This is a genomic window from Methylobacterium sp. W2 (assembly GCF_020662345.1).
Lineage (GTDB): Bacteria > Pseudomonadota > Alphaproteobacteria > Rhizobiales > Beijerinckiaceae > Methylobacterium.
This window is the reverse complement of sequence record NZ_VMOA01000042.1, coordinates 13,548-31,894: the sequence shown is the minus strand read 5'-3', so window position 1 is coordinate 31,894 and position 18,347 is coordinate 13,548. Positions and strand designations below refer to the sequence as shown.

General features: G+C 66.6%; 17 protein-coding genes. 11 read left to right on the top strand and 6 right to left on the bottom strand.

Annotated elements, in window-relative coordinates:
• The first annotated feature begins 26 nt into the window (after nucleotides 1–26).
• The 6 genes from tpiA to FPV16_RS20150 all read left to right on the top strand — a co-directional run bounded on the left by tpiA (nucleotide 27) and on the right by FPV16_RS20150 (nucleotide 5,913).
• Nucleotides 27–788: a triose-phosphate isomerase gene (gene tpiA / locus FPV16_RS20175; protein WP_227440151.1), complete on the top strand. Its 762-nt coding sequence runs from the start codon at nucleotides 27–29 to the stop codon at nucleotides 786–788.
• A 155-nt stretch (nucleotides 789–943) separates the two neighbouring features.
• Nucleotides 944–1,312 (top strand): preprotein translocase subunit SecG, encoded by a 369-nt coding sequence (gene secG, locus FPV16_RS20170; protein WP_227440150.1) that lies wholly within the window; start codon nucleotides 944–946, stop codon nucleotides 1,310–1,312.
• Nucleotides 1,313–1,471: 159 nt separating this feature from the next.
• Entirely contained in the window at nucleotides 1,472–3,100 is a 1,629-nt protein-coding gene (locus FPV16_RS20165) for a CTP synthase (protein ID WP_027172415.1), read from the top strand.
• Between the two features lie 341 nt (nucleotides 3,101–3,441).
• Entirely contained in the window at nucleotides 3,442–3,894 is a 453-nt protein-coding gene (locus FPV16_RS20160; RefSeq protein ID WP_227440149.1) for a DNA polymerase III subunit chi, read from the top strand.
• A gap of 31 nt (nucleotides 3,895–3,925) precedes the next feature.
• Entirely contained in the window at nucleotides 3,926–5,530 is a 1,605-nt protein-coding gene (locus tag FPV16_RS20155) for a S10 family peptidase (protein ID WP_227440148.1), read from the top strand.
• Nucleotides 5,527–5,913: a hypothetical protein gene (locus FPV16_RS20150; RefSeq protein WP_227440147.1), complete on the top strand. Its 387-nt coding sequence runs from the start codon at nucleotides 5,527–5,529 to the stop codon at nucleotides 5,911–5,913. The genes FPV16_RS20155 and FPV16_RS20150 overlap by 4 nt, the downstream gene beginning before the upstream one ends.
• 10 nt (nucleotides 5,914–5,923) lie before the next feature.
• Here the strand turns inward: FPV16_RS20150 and FPV16_RS20145 are convergent, their stop codons facing one another.
• Both FPV16_RS20145 and FPV16_RS20140 read right to left on the bottom strand, forming a co-directional pair.
• Nucleotides 5,924–6,964: a sensor histidine kinase gene (locus tag FPV16_RS20145; protein ID WP_227440146.1), complete on the bottom strand. Its 1,041-nt coding sequence runs from the start codon at nucleotides 6,962–6,964 to the stop codon at nucleotides 5,924–5,926.
• Nucleotides 6,951–8,495, bottom strand: a complete 1,545-nt coding sequence (locus tag FPV16_RS20140; protein ID WP_227440145.1) for an ATPase domain-containing protein — start codon at nucleotides 8,493–8,495, stop codon at nucleotides 6,951–6,953. The genes FPV16_RS20145 and FPV16_RS20140 overlap by 14 nt, the downstream gene beginning before the upstream one ends.
• Nucleotides 8,496–8,723: 228 nt before the next feature.
• Here FPV16_RS20140 and FPV16_RS20135 point away from each other — a divergent pair, with 228 nt between their 5' ends.
• The 5 genes from FPV16_RS20135 to FPV16_RS20115 all read left to right on the top strand — a co-directional run bounded on the left by FPV16_RS20135 (nucleotide 8,724) and on the right by FPV16_RS20115 (nucleotide 13,902).
• Nucleotides 8,724–9,812, top strand: a complete 1,089-nt coding sequence (locus FPV16_RS20135; RefSeq protein WP_227440144.1) for an OpgC family protein — start codon at nucleotides 8,724–8,726, stop codon at nucleotides 9,810–9,812.
• A complete protein-coding gene (locus FPV16_RS20130) occupies nucleotides 9,782–10,732 on the top strand; it encodes an SGNH/GDSL hydrolase family protein (protein ID WP_227440143.1) in 951 nt (316 codons plus the stop codon). Before FPV16_RS20135 ends, FPV16_RS20130 begins: the two co-directional genes overlap by 31 nt.
• Before the next feature lie 224 nt (nucleotides 10,733–10,956).
• Nucleotides 10,957–12,276: a lipopolysaccharide biosynthesis protein gene (locus tag FPV16_RS20125; protein WP_227440167.1), complete on the top strand. Its 1,320-nt coding sequence runs from the start codon at nucleotides 10,957–10,959 to the stop codon at nucleotides 12,274–12,276.
• Nucleotides 12,273–13,424, top strand: coding sequence for a GNAT family N-acetyltransferase (locus FPV16_RS20120; RefSeq protein WP_227440142.1), 1,152 nt, complete (start codon nucleotides 12,273–12,275; stop codon nucleotides 13,422–13,424). The genes FPV16_RS20125 and FPV16_RS20120 overlap by 4 nt, the downstream gene beginning before the upstream one ends.
• 58 nt (nucleotides 13,425–13,482) lie before the next feature.
• The gene (locus FPV16_RS20115; protein WP_227440141.1) at nucleotides 13,483–13,902 is read left to right on the top strand and encodes an FKBP-type peptidyl-prolyl cis-trans isomerase; all 420 of its coding nucleotides are present in this window, start codon (nucleotides 13,483–13,485) and stop codon (nucleotides 13,900–13,902) included.
• Between the two features lie 59 nt (nucleotides 13,903–13,961).
• On the opposite strand, the gene FPV16_RS20110 is transcribed toward FPV16_RS20115, so the two are convergent.
• The 4 genes from FPV16_RS20110 to FPV16_RS20095 all read right to left on the bottom strand — a co-directional run bounded on the left by FPV16_RS20110 (nucleotide 13,962) and on the right by FPV16_RS20095 (nucleotide 18,274).
• Nucleotides 13,962–14,789 (bottom strand): 3-keto-5-aminohexanoate cleavage protein, encoded by an 828-nt coding sequence (locus FPV16_RS20110; RefSeq protein ID WP_227440140.1) that lies wholly within the window; start codon nucleotides 14,787–14,789, stop codon nucleotides 13,962–13,964.
• Nucleotides 14,790–14,884: 95 nt separating this feature from the next.
• Complete coding sequence (locus FPV16_RS20105) at nucleotides 14,885–15,934, bottom strand: response regulator (RefSeq protein WP_227440139.1); 1,050 nt, start codon at nucleotides 15,932–15,934, stop codon at nucleotides 14,885–14,887.
• Between the two features lie 10 nt (nucleotides 15,935–15,944).
• Entirely contained in the window at nucleotides 15,945–16,358 is a 414-nt protein-coding gene (locus FPV16_RS20100; protein ID WP_319802260.1) for a response regulator, read from the bottom strand.
• Nucleotides 16,359–16,393: 35 nt separating this feature from the next.
• Nucleotides 16,394–18,274 (bottom strand): MHYT domain-containing protein, encoded by a 1,881-nt coding sequence (locus FPV16_RS20095; RefSeq protein WP_227440137.1) that lies wholly within the window; start codon nucleotides 18,272–18,274, stop codon nucleotides 16,394–16,396.
• Nucleotides 18,275–18,347: the final 73 nt, after the last annotated feature.

Here is an 18,347-nt window from a genome sequence, read left to right as displayed (position 1 = left end):
AGCATCATCTGAGCGCGAGGGATACGATGTCGAAGTCGGGACGGCGGCCGCTGATCGCCGGCAACTGGAAGATGAACGGCCTGCGCAGTTCGGTTCCGGTGGTCGAGGCCATCCGCGACGGGCTCTCGCCCGAACTCACCTCTCGCATCGACGTTCTCATCTGCCCGCCCTCGACCCTGATCTCGTCCTGCGTGGCGGCCGTCTACGGGTCGGCCGTGTCCATCGGCGGACAGAACCTGCATGCCAAGGCCAGCGGCGCCTTCACCGGCAGCATCTCCGCCGAGATGCTGGCCGATCTTGGCGCGACCTACGTCATCGTCGGGCATTCGGAGCGGCGCGCCTATCATCACGAGACCGATGACGGCGTCCATGCCAAGGCGCTCGGCGCCCGCCGAGCCGGCCTCTGCGGCATCATCTGCGTCGGCGAGACGCAGGAAGAGCGCGAAGAGGGCCGCACCCTCGACATCGTCCGCGCGCAGCTCGCCATCGGCGTGCCGAAAGGTGCCAAGGCCTCCGACACGGTCATCGCTTACGAGCCCGTCTGGGCGATCGGCACCGGCCTGACCCCGACACCCGCCGACATCGCCGAGGTCCATGCCTCGCTTCGCGAAATGCTCGGCCAGCTCATCGGGGCGGAAGCCGCGAAGGTGCGCATCCTCTATGGGGGCTCGGTCAAGCCCGGCAACGCCCGCGAGTTGATGGCGGTCGAGAATGTCGACGGGGCGCTGGTGGGTGGCGCGAGCCTCGTCGCCTCGGACTTCCTGGGGATCGCGGCCGCTTACGCCTGAGGCGACTTCCTTTCATTAACTCCATGCAGGATTTGGCGCGGGACACCATCTCGTGTAGGAGCCTGCCCTTCGCAGACGTTCCTCGACGGGCCGCGCCGGTCGCCGGATGGCGGCCTTCGTGGTTCACGGACCCAGGAACATCGGACTGAATCGCCATGAATGCCGTCCTGATCTCCATTCACCTCATCGTGGTTCTCGCCCTCATCGCCGTGGTCCTGCTGCAGCGCTCCGAAGGCGGACTCGGGCTCGGCGGTGGCAGCAGCGGCGGTGGCGTATCGGGCTTCATGACCGGGCGGGGACAGGCCAACGCCTTGACGCGGGCTACCGCGATCCTGGCCGCTCTGTTCTTCACCACCAGCATGACGCTGGCGGTGATCTCCCACCGGAGCGCCGCGCCGAAGTCGATCCTCGACGGAGCCGCGACGACCCAGCCGGTGGCGCCCAACGGCAACCTGCTCGAGACCCTACGTCCGGGTCAGGGCGCGGCCCAGCCCGCGACCCCCGAGGCGCCCCAGTCGCGCTGATCACGGCTCGGCGAGGCGTGCCGGACCGGTCGCACCTCGCTTCGAACCGTCGCCGGCCCGCCTTGTCCACAGTTCGCGTCGATTTCGCCCTGCCGCCGTTGGCGGCGGGGTCGTTTGAAGTTTGGCGAATCACCCACCCTTGTTTATGAGCCGAAGCCCATGACGCGGTACGTATTCATCACCGGCGGCGTGGTCTCCTCGCTCGGCAAGGGCCTCGCTTCCGCGGCCCTCGCGGCCCTCCTGCAGGCACGCGGCCATACGGTCCGCCTGCGCAAGCTCGACCCCTACCTCAACGTCGATCCGGGCACGATGAGCCCGACCCAGCATGGCGAGGTGTTCGTCACCGACGACGGTGCGGAGACGGACCTCGACCTCGGCCATTACGAGCGCTTCACGGGCCTCGCCGCCACCAAGGCCGACAACATCACCACCGGCCGGATCTATCTCGACATCATCACCAAGGAGCGGCGCGGCGATTATCTCGGCGCGACGATCCAGGTGATCCCGCACGTCACCAACGCCATCAAGGCGTTCGTGCTCGAGGGCAACGAGGCGTTCGATTTCGTTCTCGTGGAGATCGGCGGCACGGTGGGCGACATCGAGGGCCTGCCGTTCTTCGAGGCGATCCGCCAGCTCGGCCAGGAACTGCCGCGCGGCACCGTCGCCTTCGTCCACCTGACCCTGCTGCCCTACATCCCCTCGGCCGGCGAGCTGAAGACCAAGCCGACGCAGCACTCCGTCAAGGAACTGCGCTCCATCGGCATCCAGCCGGACATCCTGCTCTGCCGCTGCGACCGTCCGATTCCGGTGGAGGAGCGGCGCAAGCTCGGCCTGTTCTGCAACGTGCGCGAGACCGCCGTCATCGAGGCGCGCGACGTCGCCTCGATCTACGACGTGCCGCTCTCCTACCGCGAAGCCGGCCTCGACCGGGAAGTCCTGGCGCATTTCGGCATCGAGCCCAAGGGCGAGCCCGATCTCGCGCGCTGGACGACGATCTCCGAGCGGGTGCGCAATCCGGAAGGCGAGGTCTCCATCGCCATCGTCGGCAAGTATACCGGCCTCAAGGACGCCTACAAATCCCTGTCCGAGGCCCTCACCCATGGCGGCATCGCCAATCGGGTGAAGGTGAACCTCGAATGGATCGAGTCCGAGGTGTTCGAGGGCGGGGATCCGGCGCCGTTCCTCGAGGGGATCAACGGAATCCTCGTACCCGGCGGGTTCGGCCAGCGCGGCGCCGAGGGCAAGATCCGCGCGGCCCGCTTCGCCCGCGAGCGCAAGATCCCGTATTTCGGCATCTGCTTCGGCATGCAGATGGCCGTGATCGAGGCGGCCCGCTCGCTTGCCGGCGTCGAGGACGCCAATTCCACCGAGTTCGGCGAGACCGGGGAGCCGGTGGTCGGCCTGCTCACCGAATGGCTCAAGGGCAACGAACTGGAGCGGCGCGCCGCCCAGGGCGATCTCGGCGGCACCATGCGGCTCGGCGCCTACAAGGCGACACTCGGCGCGGATACCAAGATCGCCGAGATCTACGGCGGCACCGAGATTTCCGAGCGTCACCGGCACCGCTACGAGGTCAACATGGCCTATCGCGAGCGGCTGGAAGCTAAGGGCCTGCGCTTCTCGGGGCTATCTCCGGACGGTCTCCTGCCCGAGACGGTGGAACATGCCGGCCATCCCTGGTTCATCGGCGTGCAGTTCCACCCGGAACTGAAGTCGCGGCCGTTCGAGCCGCACCCGCTGTTCAAGAGCTTCATCTCCGCCGCCATCGTGCAGAGCCGGCTGGTCTGAGGGAGGGGCGGGCGCCATGGTCTCGATCTCGGGCCTGCCCGCCTTCATCGCCTATCTTGCATTGAGCGCGGTGAGATCGCCGCTCCGTGCCTGGCAGACGGCATTGTCAGCGCGGCTTCGATAACCTCCTGAACCGGCGATCGGCGAACTCTGTCGCCGCCGGATCTAAACGATCAAGCTCGATCCTCCATTCGGGACCGTACTGCATCGGGCGGTGAGGGAGCGGTTCGTCGGACGGCGATCCTCGCTTCGATGCCTGACGTCCCCCATTTCATCGAGCCCGCCTGAAGAGCGGCATCCCCCCGCTTCCAAAACGGCGGCATTGGCCTATCCTGACCCCTGTGACCGAGATCCTGTTCTACCACCTCCAGCAGCAGCCCCTCGAAAAGGTTCTGCCGAACCTCGTCGAGCGATCGTTGGAGCGCCAATGGCGCGCGGCGATCCAGGTCTCGGGGGAGGATCGACTTCAGGCGCTGGACGATCATCTCTGGACCTACAGCGACGACAGCTTCCTGCCCCACGGGACGGACCGTGACCCGCAGGCGGCGAGCCAGCCCGTCGTGCTGACCCTGCAGGACGGCAATCCCAACGCCGCCGCCATCCGTTTTCTCGTGGACGGCGCGCCGCTGCCGTCCGATGCGTCCGAGTATCAGCGTATCTGCGTCCTGTTCGACGGCAACGATCAGGACGCGCTGCTCGGTGCGCGGGCGCAGTGGAAGCAGGCCAAGGAGGCGGGCCATACCATCGCCTATTGGCAGCAGGACGAATCCGGGCGCTGGCAGAAGAAGGCGTGACTGCCCTGCCTTTCACCGAAAAGGAAGCCGCATGATCCGAGGTTCGATCGTCTCGACCCCGAGGAGTCGCGATGGCGGCGCAAGACGTCTCGCCCTCGCCTTGTCCGCTGTTCTCCTCGTCACCGCCCAGCCCAGCATGGCGCAAGCGCCCCAGGCGGGGGACAGGCCGCAGGAACGGCGGGCCGTCGAGCAGCGAGGCCCGGAAGGGCGCAAGCTTCCCTCCGACGTCACCACCGAGCACAGCGTCACCCTGCCGGGTGGCCGCATCCTGCGCTTCACAGCCACGGCCGGCAGTCTGCCCCTGGTGGATGAGGGCGGCAAGCTCCAGGCCGAGATCGCCTTCATCGCCTATCGTCTCGCGGACAGGAGCGAGGCGACCCGGCCTGTGACCTTCGCGATCAACGGCGGCCCCGGCGCGGCCTCGGCCTATCTCAATATCGGTGCGATCGGCCCCTGGCGCCTCCCCCTCGACGGCACGAGCATCAGCCCGTCCACGCCCGTGAGCCTCGTTCCCAACGACGGCACGTGGCTGGATTTCACCGACCTCGTCTTCCTCGACCCAGTGGGGACGGGATACAGCCGCACGGCGGATGGCGATGCCAAGCGTTACTGGAGCGTCGATGCGGATGCATCGGTCCTGTCCTCGACCATTGCCCGCTGGCTGCGCACGAACGACCGGATCGCAGCGCCCAAATTCTTCGTCGGTGAGAGCTATGGCGGCTTTCGCGGGCCGCTCATCGCCGCAAAGCTGCAGGAGGAGATCGGCATCGGCCTCTCCGGCATGGTCCTCCTGTCGCCGGTTCTCGATTTCGCCTGGCTGCAATCGCCGCGCTCGACCCCCTGGGGCCACGTGACGAAGCTGCCGTCCTATGCCGCCGCCGCCATCGAGCGCGCCGGTGGCACGCCGAGCCGGAAGGCTCTGGCCGAGACCGAGGCCTATGCCACGGGCGATTACCTCGCCGACCTCCTGAAGGGCCCCTCCGACCAGGCGGCCATCGCCCGGCTCGGCGACAGGGTGGGAGCCATCACCGGTCTCGATCCGGCCTTCGTCCGGCGCCAGGCCGGTCGCCTGAGCTCTAACAGCGTCCAGCGCGAGATCGGCGCGGATGAGGGCCGTGTCGCCAGCGCCTACGATACCGGCATCACCGGATGGGATCCCGACCCGGCCGCGACCTTCTCGGGCTTCGAAGACCCGCTGCTCACCGCGATGCAGGCGCCGCTGACCAGCGCCATGATCGAACTCTACGGCGCGAAGCTGAACTATCGCGTGCCCGACCTGCGCTACGAACTCCTCAACGGCGCGGTCAGCCGGGGCTGGGGCTGGGGCTGGGGCTCCGGGCGTATGGCGCCGGAATCCCTCGGTGCCCTGCGCGGCGTCATGGCCCTCGACGGCAACCTGCGCGTCCTCGTGGCCCACGGCTTCACCGACCTCGTGACACCGTACTTCACCTCGAAGCTCCTCATCGACCAGCTGCCGGCCTTCGGCGGCGACAGGCGGATCGACCTCGCGGTGTATCCGGGCGGCCATATGTTCTATTCGCGGCCGGATTCGCGTGCGGCCTTCCACAAGGACGTCTCTGATCTCTACGCCGCTGCGCTGAAGGCGCGGGCCGGTACTTCGAAGGACGTCAAGTGACGAACGCCTCGCCTCGCCCGAGAATGGCCGCCGCGTATCTCGCGACCCTCGCATTCCTCGGTGCCTGCACCACCAGTGAGCGCGAAGCGCCGGTGCGAGTGCCGGTTTCCGTCGCCGTCACGCCGGCCCCGTCGCCGAGCGTCACGGGGCCGGTGCTCAATGCCGATGGAAGCTGCAGCCAGGCCGCGCCGGGTACCGCGACCGTGATCGAACCCGGGATTGGCGAGTGCGATCTCGTCCGGCTGAAGGGAAAACCCGCGACGGACGTGCTGGTCGGAGAGGGGCGTTCCGGCCGCGAGGTCCAGGTCCTCTACAGCGAGCCGGGAGCCAAGGAGCTGTACTTCTTCGTCAACGGCCGCCTCGACCGGATCGTGAAATCCTGATCCCGACGGGTCAGTAAGCGGGCACCAGCCGGTCTTCGGGCAGGGGGGCGACCATCTGGAACCGCAGCCCCTCGGCCTCATAGGCGATGACGACTTCGGCGTTGCATTGCTGCGCGAGCACGCGCTGGAGCAGCGTCGAGCCGAAGCCCTTGCGCTCCGGCGGCTTCACCGGGGGGCCGCCCGTTTCCGTCCAGCTCAGATCGAGGACCCGCCCGGCCTCTCGCCGGTCGACGCTCCAGCGCACCGCGATCCGCCCGGATGGCAGCGACAGCGCGCCGTGCTTGGTGGCATTCGTGGTCAGCTCGTGGATCGCCATGCCGGTGGGGACGGCGAGGTCCGCGGCCAGTTCGATCGCCGGTCCATCGAAGACGATCCGGCTGGTGGTCGCATCGTTGTAGTGACCGAGTTCGTTCTGAAGCAGCTCGCGCAGCGGGGCCGTCTGCCAGTAATCCTCGGTGAGCAGGTTGTGCGTCTTGCCCAGGGAGACGATCCGGTCCGAGAACGAATGATAGAACGTGTTGACGTCCTTGGTGGAGCGCGCCGTCGCTCCGAGAAGCCCCTGGACGGTGGCGAGCGTGTTCTTGACGCGGTGGTGAAGCTCGCGGATCAGCAGGGCCTGGCGCTCGTGCGTCCGCTGGCGTTCCTCCAGATAGGCCTGCACCTCGCGCTGCCGCCGCCGGGCGCGCAGGGCGGAGCGCACCGCATTGGCCAGTACCGCGGGGTGGAAGGGACGTTCCAGCACGGTCACGTTGCCCAGGAGATCGGTCAGCCGCACATCCGGCGAGCCGCCGCGAGAGCTGAGCAGCACGAAGGGAAAGTCCGACCAGGGCGGCTGCCGTTCGACCCATTGGGCGATGGCGTTGCGGTCCCAGTGCAGCAAGGCTTCCTCGGTCATCACCGCGCAGGCGGCGCCATCGAGGCCGGCCACCAGGGCGTCGAGAGTCGAGATCGATTCCGAGGCGATACCGACTTCCGCCAGGATCGCCGAGGCCACCGTCGCGTCACGTCCCAGGGGGGCGAGGATCAGGACGACCGGTTCAGGATGCGGCATCGCGTCCGGGCTCGTCCAAGGCTTCTCCATTCGCCCCGATCCGTTCGACGAGGAGAGTGTCGCCGCTCCCGTCATAGGTGGGCACGCCCGTCAGGACGCCGCGGAATTTTCGCAGGGGCTCGCCGACCCGCAATCCGCCGGCGTCGATCTTGAACTCGCGGATCGTGTCCTCGTGCGGACCGGTCCGCTTCTTGAGAACGGACAAGGCCCGGCGAACCCGGCCGCCGGCCTCGAAGAACCGCAGCATCACGACGGTGTCGCTGACATAGGTCAGGTCCACCGGCGATTCCATCTTCCCCACCATGCCGTGCTGGGCGAGGATCAGGATCGTCACCACGCCCTGCTGGTTCAGGTAGGTGACGAGCTCGTGCATCTGCATGACGAGATAGGGCTGGCCCGCCATGGCGGTCATGTAGCCGGTCAAGCTGTCGATGATGACGATCCTGGCCCCATCCTGCTCCACCGCATCGCGGATGCGCCCCGCGAAATCGCCGGGCGACACGTCGGCGGGGTCGATCTGCTCGATCTGCAGCGATCCGGCTTCGATGAAATCCGCCAGGGGCATTCCCACGCTCTGGGCGCGTTGCAGCAGGATGCCGCGCGTCTCGTCGAAGCTGATGATCAGTCCGCGTTCGCCACGGTCGAGGGCCGCCACCAGGTAGCTCATGGCGAGCGTGGATTTGCCGGCGCCCGACGGCCCGACGATGAGGCTCGTCGTCCCCCGGTCGAGGCCGCCGCCCAGGACCCGATCGAGTTCGGCGACGCCGCTTTCCACCGTGCCCGTCTCGAAGCTGCTCGGATGGTCGCTCGCGATCAGGCGCGGATGCACCAGGATGCCGCCCTTGCGGATGACGAAATCGTGGTAGCCGCCCTGATACTCCGTGCCCCGCATCTTGATGACGTGGACGCGCCGCCGCGGGGCACCATAGGCCGGCGTGATCTGATCGAGCCGGATCACCGCGTGGCTGATGGAATGCAGGTTGAGGTCGTCGTGCTCGGCGCTGAGATCGTCCAGCATCAGCGCGGTGATGTCGTTGAGGAGGAAGTAGCTCTTCAGTGCGAGCACCTGGCGCCGGTAGCGCAGCGACCCCTGCGACAGAAGCCTGATCTCCGACAGGCTGTCGAACACGACGCGGCTCGGCTTCACCCGCTCCATCTCGCTGAGGGCCATCCGCACGGTTTCGCCGAGTTCGAGGTCGGACGAATGGACGAGGCTCTGCTGCAGCTTCGAATCTAGGCTGAGTTCCGGTGGAACGAGTTCGTAGATCTCGATCCCCTCCAGCGACCAGCCATGCCGCTCGCATACGGACATCAGCTCGCGGCGGCTCTCCGACAGGGTGATGTAGAGGCATGTCTCGCCGCGCGCGGCGCCGTCGAGAAGGAACTGGAGGCCGAGGGTCGTCTTGCCGCCACCGGGCCGTCCCTCGACGAGATGGGCGCGCTGGGCCGCGTATCCTCCCGACAGGATCGCATCGAGGCCCGGAACTCCCGTGGGAATCGGCTGGGCATCGGGGGCGGGACTGGCTGACATCGTCGTGTCCGGTGGGTACGGCATGATCACATCATAAGTTTCCCCGCCGGCCCTGTCCCCGACAAATCGGCCACAGTGCGAATTCATCCCGTACCGGACGGATTGGATACGGCCTTTGCAGATTGCCGCGTACCGCATTATCAGACCGTGCCGTTGCGCTGCGAGGTGGCTACCGATTCCGCTTCGCGCTCCTCCACCCCGCCCGACATTCCGGAGTTCGGATCCCTTATGCGCGAACCGAACGCGATCGATTTCTGGCGCGGCCTCGCCCTCGTGACGATCTACGTGAACCACATCCCGGGCAACACGTTCGAGCGCTACACCTACTCGCAATACGGCATCTCGGATGCGGCGGAACTGTTCGTGTTCCTCGCCGGATGGTCGATCGGGATCGCCACGCGCGGGCGCGACGGGCAACCGGAACCGCGCCTGAAAAGCATTCTCCGCCTCCTTTCACGCACGATCGAAGTCTACCGTGCGCAGATTACGACGATGGCGATCGCTCTGGCCATGATCGCCGGAACGGCTTTGCTTCTCGACAACCCGCTTCTACTCGAATGGCACAATGCCGGCGGATTCTTCGCGGACCCTATACAGACCACTGTCGGTTTCGTGCTGCTCACGCATCAGCTCGGCTTCTTCAATATCCTGCCGCTCTACGTCGTGCTCCTGGGCATTGCCCCCGTCTTCATCCTGCTCGCCCGGCTGAGCCGGATCGCGGCGCTCGGCCTGTCCTTCGCCCTCTATGCCGCAAGCCTCGTCTTCGAATGGAACCTGCCATCCTGGCCGGGCGAGGGGGATTGGTTCTTCGATCCGCTGTGCTGGCAATTGCTGCTCGTGCTCGGATTCGTCGGGCAGGATCTGAACCGCGAATCCGACACGCTCCGGCGCTGGTCCCGGCGATTGATGCCCCTGGGTGTCGTCATCGTCGTGCTCGGAATCGTCCTGTCGGTGTTCGACCTCCGGCCCGATCCGTTGCTCGTCCCCGATCCGCGACTCATCTTCTCCTTCGACAAGACCTACCTGTCGCCCGCGCGGCTGATCCATTTCATCGGTGTGCTGCTGGCCTTTCAGGGCGTCTACGCGCTCGTCGTCCCGCATGTCGGTGCGGTCGGTCGATATTTGACGGGACTTGGTCGTAATTCACTGGCAGTCTTCTCCATCGGCTCGCTCCTGAGCCTTGCCGCACAACTCGTGCGGTTTTGGACGGGGGGCGGCATCCTGGTGGATGTCGGCGTCATGGGATTCGGTTTGTTCGCTCTGGGCTTTACTGCATGGTTCGTCGAATGGCGCTCGCGCAAACCTCGGCACTCCTGATCTCCCTCGGCCTCGCCTCCCTGGGAATGATCATCGGATCATCGCAGGCCGGGGCGGAAGGCGGTGCGACGATCATCTCACCGCCGACCGTGGCGGCGCCCGCTCCCGGCGGCGAGGCGTCGGAGGCCGTTGATGTGAGCCTGTCACCTGAATGCCGGGTTCCCGGCTCCAAACTCTACACCCTTGCCCGGTTGAGTTCGGTGAAAGCGGCGCTCAAGGAGAAGCGTCCGGTGCGCGTACTCGCCATCGGATCGTCTTCGGCCGGCGCCGGAGCATCCGCCACCTATCCGGTCAAGCTGGAGACGGCCTTGGAGCGCTCGCTTCCCAATGTGGATGTGGAGGTCGAGAGTAGGGGCATGCAGGGCGAAATCGCCTCCGGCGCGGCGGAGCGCCTGCGCGGCATGGTGGCGGAGGTGGAGCCCGACCTCGTGGTCTGGCAGGTCGGCACCCACGATGCACTCGCCCGCGTCGATCTCGATGCCTTTGCAAGCGCCCTCGACGAGACCGTTCAGTGGATCAAGTCGCACGATATCGACGTGGTGCTGGTCAATCCCGTCTATACGGCGTCGCTGGCTCAGGACGAGTATTACAGCAGCATCGTCCGCAAGGTGCAGGAGGTGGCCCTGCGCGAAGGCGTTCCACTGGTGCAGCGCTACGAGGCGATGCGCTACCTGTCCGGCAACAGTGACAAGGGCGAAGCGCACATGCTGGGGCGTCAGTTTCGCCTCAACGATCTCGGCCTGCGCTGCATGGCCGAACATGTGACGCGGGCGATCACTCTTTCCCTGCTCCAGCCCGACCCGGCCGCAACGGGGACAGCCGGCGCGCCGGCCGTGATCGTCGCGCCGCCGAAGGATGCGTCGATCAAGCCGCCATCGCCGCCACGAGGCGGCGGCGCATTGATCAAGGACAAACCATGACGCGCACCGCATCTCACTCGCACTGTTTCTTTTAGCCGAGCACCGATGGGCGTCGCCGTCCACCGCAACACCGGAACGATGCCGTAAAAGTCCCGGTATCGCGAGACCATCTCCGAAAAAAGGCCCCCCGTTTCCGGAATGATGCACCAGGGCCCGACTTCAGATCTCAGAGGGGCGAAGTGGGGTTAGCAACGGACGGGACGAAGGGGCGCATCCTCGGCGCGATGATTGGCCGCCTCAAGACGTTCCGCGCAGGTCCTGCGGGGGCGGCCCTCGACGTGTTTGCCATTCGTATTGTCGCTGCCGTCTTCGCCTACGGGGCGCAGGTGCTAATGGCGCGCCTCATGGGGCGGACGGAATACGGTATCTTCGCCTCGATCTGGGTGTGGATCGCCATCCTCGGGCATTCCTCGACATTGGGATTCGCCCAGGGCGCCTGCCGCTTTCTGCCCGCCGATCAAGCAAGGGGCGACCTCGCCCATGTCCGAGGGTTCCTCATCGGAGGCGCATGGGTGACCGGTGCGAGCGCCTGCGTCGTCGCATGCCTCGGCCTCGCACTGGTCTGGATGCAAGGTACCCTTCTCGACGGGCCGTATGGCGGGCCATTGCTTCTCGCCGCACTCGTACTGCCGCTCTTCACCCTGCAGGACTATTTCGAGGGCGTCGCCCGCAGCCAGAACTGGGCGGTGCTCGCCATCGCGCCACCCTATCTCCTGCGCCAGGGCCTCATCATGGCGGCCATGCTGGGTGCGGTCACCATCGGAGCGCCGGCCGAGGCGTGGGTCGCTGTGGCCTGCACCCTGGCGGCCACGGGCATCGCCCTGGCGATCCAGGCGTCGCTCCTCATCCTGCGCCTGCGCGCGGTCCTGCCCTCGGAGATCCCGCGTTATCGCTGGCGGGCCTGGCTCCGGGCCTGCCTCCCGATTGCGGCGGCCGATCTCGCGCATTCGGCCTTCAACATGATCGACGTCGTCATCCTCAGTATGCTGATGCCGCCGATGGCGGTGGGCCTCTATTTCGTCGCCACGCGGATCCAGCAATTCGTCCCCTTCGTGCATTATGCGGCGTCCGCAGCCACCGCCCAGCGCTTCGCCGCCATCCATGCATCGGGGGATGCCGAGGGCCTGAAACGTTTCGTCTGCGCGCAGGCGCGACTCACCTTCGCCGCCACAGTGACGGTCGGACTCATTATCGTCGCAGCGGGGCCGTTCCTGCTCGCGATGTTCGGGCCGGAATTCGGAGGGAGCTTCCCGCTCCTCGCCGTGCTGATCGCCGGCAATGTCGGCGCCAGCCTGTTCGGGCCCGGCGAGGATCTGCTGACCATGATCGACGGCGAGCGTCTCAGCGCCGGCATCACACTGGCAATGCTGGCCTTCGCGGCCCTCCTGTGTGTGGGCCTGATCCCGTCAATGGGCGTCATGGGGGCCGCCATCGCCATGGCGCTGGCCACCACCCTTCGCGGAGTCGGTATGGCGCTGGCGGCCTTCCTCGTGCACGGCATCGTCACACCGGCCTTTCCGTTCTCGGGCCGCGCCTGTTCATGAAGACGGAGCCACAAAGAGCGGACGGCCAACGCTCCGTCTCGATCGTCACCTATTCGGAATTGGCCACCGATCCCGATGCCTGGGACGCGTTGATGGACCGGGCACTCACCACGCATCCGCATTACAGCCGCCACGTCATCGCGGCCCACCATGCTGCGGGGCTCGTCGATGCGAACCTCGCCTTCGTTGCGGTCCAGGGGCCGAGCGGCCTCGACGCTCTACTGCCGTTCGCATGCAAGCGCGACGTCAGCGGGCTCGGAGCGAAGGTGGCGCAGCCCTTCCTCTCACCCTTCGTCACGCAGACGAGCCCGCTCGTCGCCGACGACCCGGACCTGTCGGAAACTCTCGACCTGCTGGTGACGGGTCTGCGATCTGCCTCCGCTGACCGAGTCTGGCGCTGGCCGCTGCTTCCCACCTCGACGAAGCTCGGTGGCGAACTGCTCGCAGCGATGGATCGGGCAGGCTGGCAGCACGGTATCGCCCACCGTTTCGAGCGACCGATCGTGGAGCGCCGCACCTCATACGACGCCTTCCTCGCGGGCCATCCGCACCGGTCGCGCATCAAGGATCTGCACCGCCGCCGTCGGCGTCTATCGGAGCGTGGCACGCTCAGCTTTGATGTCGCCAGCCACGGTCCGTCCTTGCGTGATGCCGTCGCCAGTTTCCTCGCCCTGGAACGGGCGGGATGGAAGGGCAGGGCCGGGACGGCGCTTGCCTGTCAGCCCCAGCACGAGTCTTTTGCGCGAGCCCTTTTCGCCGATGCGAGCGGCCCGGTCGGCCTGCGCGCCGATATCCTTCGGCTCGACGGCCGCCCCCTTTCAATCAGCCTCGCCCTCCTGGCGGGCGGCACGGTCACGCTTCTGAAGACGACCTATGACGAGACCGAGCGCTCCAGCGCTCCGGGACTCCTGCTGGAGGCACAGATCATCGAGGCGCTGCACGAGACAGAGTTCGCCCGGCGCCTCGACTCGGCAACGCTGGCAGGTTCTGTTCTGGAGGATATCTTTCCCGACCGGGAGACGATCTGCGAGATCGTCGCTGCACCGAGCGGGGCGCCCCGCCTGCTCCCGGTAGATTGGCGAATTCGCCTCGCCATGATCGAACGGGACGCCAAGGCGCTGATCAAGCGGATCTTGGGCAGGCGCTGACGCGCGGGCACAGCCGTGCTACTCGGCCGGTTCGGCACGCCAGACAGGAACCATCCGCATGCGTCGTCCGCTTCTTGCCCTCACCGGAGCCTTGTTGATCGCCATGACCGCTTCCGCATCCGCCGAGACCGTGACCACGCCTTCGGGCCTGCAATATCGCGACGAAGTCGTCGGCGCCGGCCCCTCGCCGCAGACCGGCAAGAAGGTCAGCGTCCACTACACCGGCTGGCTCGATGATGGTGGCAAGCCCGGCAAGAAATTCGACTCCTCGCGCGACCGCGGGCAGCCCTTCAGCTTCACCCTCGGCATCGGCCAAGTCATCGGCGGCTGGGACCAGGGCGTCGCCACAATGAAGGTCGGCGGCAAGCGCACGCTCATTATCCCCTCGGACCTCGGCTATGGCGCACGCGGCGCTGGTGGCCTGATCCCGCCGAACGCCACGCTCATCTTCGACGTCGAACTTCTTGGCGTGAACTGACCGCAACCCTTCGACCCGGACGAGCCTCGGCATCGTCCGGTTTTCGGCCCGGTCAGCGCTCAGGGCGGTACCCCGAGCACGGCGCGGGCCTCGACGGGCGTCGCGATGGTTCGGCCGCAGCGAAGCACCCGCTCGACGGCAAGCCCGACGAGTTCGGCATTGCTCGCCGCCAACTGGTGCTTCGAGACCCGGATGTTGTCCTCCAATCCGGTCCGCACCGCATCGGCCCCGCGCTCCAGCGCCCAATCCATCACCTCGGCCTGATGCCGGCCGATGCCGGCGGCGGTCCAAGTCGCTTGGGGCAGAATTTGCCTCAATTCGCCGAGAAGCAGGTCGAGCAGGCGCTCGTTAGCCGGGAGAGCGTTCTCAACGCCCATGACGAACTGGACGTGGGGACGGGCATTCATCAGCCCCTCATCCACCAGCCGCCGGGCACCATGCAGGTGAGAGAGGTCGAAGATCTCGATCTCCGGCCGGATGCCGTACTCCTGCATCTGGCCCGCAAGTTCGGTCACGAGGCTCGCCGGATTCTCATAGACGATAGTCGGGAAATTGACTGAGCCGGTGGAGAGCGAGGCCATGTCCGGCCGGTGGCGGAGCGACAGGCCACGGCTCGCTCGATCACGTCCGCGTCCGCCCGTGGAGAACTGCACGATCATACCGGGGCAATGGCGGCGGATTCCCTCCTGCACGGCTGCGAAGCGCTCGGGATCGGAGGAGGGCGTCTCGTCGTCGTTGCGCACATGGATGTGCACCAAGGCCGCGCCTGCCTCGTAGGCTTGGCGCGTCGATGCAATCTGTTCGGCGACCGTCACCGGAAGGGCCGGATTGTCCGCCTTTCGCGGGACGGAGCCGGTGATGGCGACGGCGACGACAACAGGTCTCATGATCTGCCCCGGATATCTAACGGAGAGCGCACAGGAAATAGGGCATTTCACGCGGGAAGCGAAGCGCCGGGTTCGCCTTCAAATGGGCTGACCGTTCACCCCTGGAACAGTAGCGTCGCCTTGGTTCCGATCCCCGTCTCCCGATAAACCAGCGCAGAGCGCAGGTTGGAGGCCATGGCCTTGACGATGCGGGAGCCGAGACCGGTCCCGCGAGGCTGGCCCTCGCCGGTCCAGCCGATGCCGTCATCCTCCACGGTCAGCCGCACGCTCTCCGCGCCATCGCTGCCTACCACGACCCGGATCTCGCCCAGAACGTCCGGTGGATAGGCGTATTTGTAGGCGTTCGTGACGAGCTCGGTGACGACGACTCCGACGGAAACCGCCTTGTCGGTGGGGAGGCGGATAGGCTCCGCGATGAGGCGAATGGCGTGGTCGCGACCCGCCGCCTTCATGGCCCCCTGCAACTCCTCGACGAGGCTCGCAAGATAGGCATCGAGTTCCACCGCCTCGACGTCGTCCGAGGTGTAGAGTCGGCGGTGAATGCCGGCGATTGCGGAGATCCGCGCCTGCATTTCACGCAAGGCCGCCTTCGCTGCCGGGTCGGAGACCGCATTGGTCTGCATATGTGTCAGCGCCGCTACCAAGGCGAGCGAGTTGGCGACCCTGTGGTTGACCTCGCGCAGCAGCATGACCGCCCGGTCGCGGGCTTCACGGACCTCCGCCTCGGCCCGTTCCTTGTCGCGCCGCATGGCTTCCTGGCGTAACGCGGTGTCGATCGCCTCGCCAAGGAGTTCGCGGAACTGTCCCTGCAGATCCTTCCAGACGTAATCGACGGCCCCGGCCTTCAGGGCGGCGACCGCGACGCGGCTGTCCTCGGACCCGGTGACGTAGATCACCGGCGGGGCGAAGGGCATGGCGCGGATGGCGGGCAGCACGTCGAGACCGGTCTGGCCGGGCATGTGATGATCGAGGGCCACGAGATCGATACCGCCCCGGCTCAGGCGCGCAAGCCCCTCGTCGCCGGTGGCAGCGAGTTCCACGGAATAGCCGCGCGCGTTCAGGCCCTTCTGCACGAGGCGCCCGAGACCGGGATCGTCGTCGACGTAGAGGATGCGACCGCGCTCCGGGGGGACGGGGGCGCTCATGCTGAAACCGTCATGGATTCTCGGGCACCTGCATCACGGAAAGGAACAACCCGAGCTGACGGATGGCGTTGGAGAAGCCCTCATAATTCACCGGCTTGGTGATGTAGACGTTGGCGCCGAGATCGTAACAGCGCTGCACCTCGCGGTTGTCATCGGTGGTGGTGAGGACGACCACGGGCGAGCGCCGCGTATGGGGATTCGCCTTCACTTTCTCTAGAATATCGATGCCGGTCATATCGGGGAGGTTGAGATCGAGCAGGATCAGAAGCGCGCGTTTGGCGCTCGCTTCCCCCGAGCCATCCGGGCCGAGCAGATAGGCAAGTGCCGACGTCCCATCCCGGAACGGGATGATCTCGTTGTTGACGCCCGCTCTGCGAATGTTGCGCTCGATGAGGCGGGCATGGCCCTCGTCATCCTCGATCATCACGATACTGACGGGTTGCACGTTCGGACCACGCCTCATTCTGCTGCGAGGGACGTCGCTCGGGCACCCTCATTCAATGCTGTAGCGCTCCCGCGAGGCAGCGTCACGCTGAAGGTGGTGCCGTCCCCGAGCTTGGAGGTGACGTCGATTCGTCCGCCCAGCGAGCGGACCAGGGCCTTCACATGCGCGAGACCGATTCCTTCACCCGGCCGGTCTTGTGTGCCCGAGCGGCGGAAGAGTTCGAAGACCCGGGCATGGTCGCGCTCGGCGATGCCCCTGCCATTATCGCTGATGTCGATGCGGATTCTCGCCCCGACGGCCGTGGCCGTGATGGCGATGCGGCCGGTTCGCGCGGGATCGAGATACTTCACCGCATTATCGAGAAGGTTACCGAAGATCTGCTCCATTGCCAGTCGATCGGCGGTGATTTTCGGCAGATCGGATGCGACGATCACCTCCGCACTGGCGGCGTCGGTCTGATGGCGATGCGCATCGGCAAGACGCTGGAACAGCGCGTTCAGATCGAGGGATTCCGGCCTGAAACTCCGCCGCCCTTCACGGGACAGCTTGAGGATGGCGGCGATCAGACTCTCCATGCGGGTGACCGCCGCGCTGATGAAGCCGAGGGCCTCGCCGAAATCCGCATCGATCCTGGCCGCGTCCACGTGACCCTTGAGGGCGGAGCGGATCTCATCCCGCGTCGCATCGAGTTCGCTCGTGAAACCCATGACGTTGACCAGCGGTGCGCGAAGGTCGTGGCTGACGATATAGGCGTATCGCTGGATCTCCTCGTTCGATTCCCGAAGTTCCGCCTCGGCCTGGCGTTGCTCGGTGATGTCGGTATGCACGCCGACCCATTCGCGGATAGCCCCGTCAGGGGTGAGAACCGGGACCGCGCGGATGGCGTAATGCCGCCACGTCCCGTCGCTCGCGCGGACACGGTGCTCGTGGACGAAGGTGCGCTTATCCCGCACCGTTGCGTTCCAGGCCTCAATGGTCGGCCCGGAATCGTCCGGATGCACGGCGTCGGCCCATCCAAAACCCTGGTACTCCTCCCGCGACTGGCCGGTGATCGCCGACCAACCCGGCTGCTCTCCGACCATCCGACCCTTGGCATCGTTGGTCCAGAGCACGCCGCGCACGGCCTGAACCGCGGCACGGAACCGTGCTTCGCTGGCGCTCAGCTCACGCTGGACGCGCTGCTGGTCGATGGAAGAGGCGAGCATGGCGAGGAACAGGATGAGGAAGGTCGCGCCGCCGACGAGGAGGGCGAGGTTCTGCTGGTTCGGCGCGAGGGCGGAGACATGGCCTGCATGGGCGCCTGCTTCCCCGGCGGTAAAGGTCGCGGCGGCCATGCCTGTGTAATGCATCCCGGCAACCGCGAATCCCATCACGAAGGCCGCCACGATCTTTTGCCAGACTCCGTGATGCCGGAAGGTCAACCAGAGACCCACGGTCGCCGCCGTCACCGCGATCAGAACCGATAACGCGGCGATGGAGAGGCTGTAGGCCAGGCTCCCGGGCACATGCAGCGCCGCCATGCCGGTATAGTGCATGCCGGCGATGCCGATTCCCATGAGGGGACCGCTCACCAGGACATCGCGGGTCCCGGCGCCCGTCCGGCCGACCCAGGCGAAGGCGGCGCCGGTGGCGCCGATGGCGATGAGCAGCGAGATCAGGGTGAGACCAGCATCGTAAGCGGCGGGTATCCCCATCTCGAAAGCGAGCATCCCGACGAAATGCATCGACCAGATGCCACCGCCCATCGCTAACGCCGCTCCGCCGATCCAGGCGAAGCGACGCCCTCCCGACGCACCGTTCACCCGCGATCCGAGGTCCAGGGCGGTGTAGGAGGCGAAGATGGCGATGGCGATGGACAGGGCGACGAGGGCGGGATTGTAGGCGGTATGGACCATCGGACGACCGATTCAGCAAGATGCGGGTTCGCGTTGCGCACGGAGATGCGATCCGTACCCGGTCGCCGCCAAC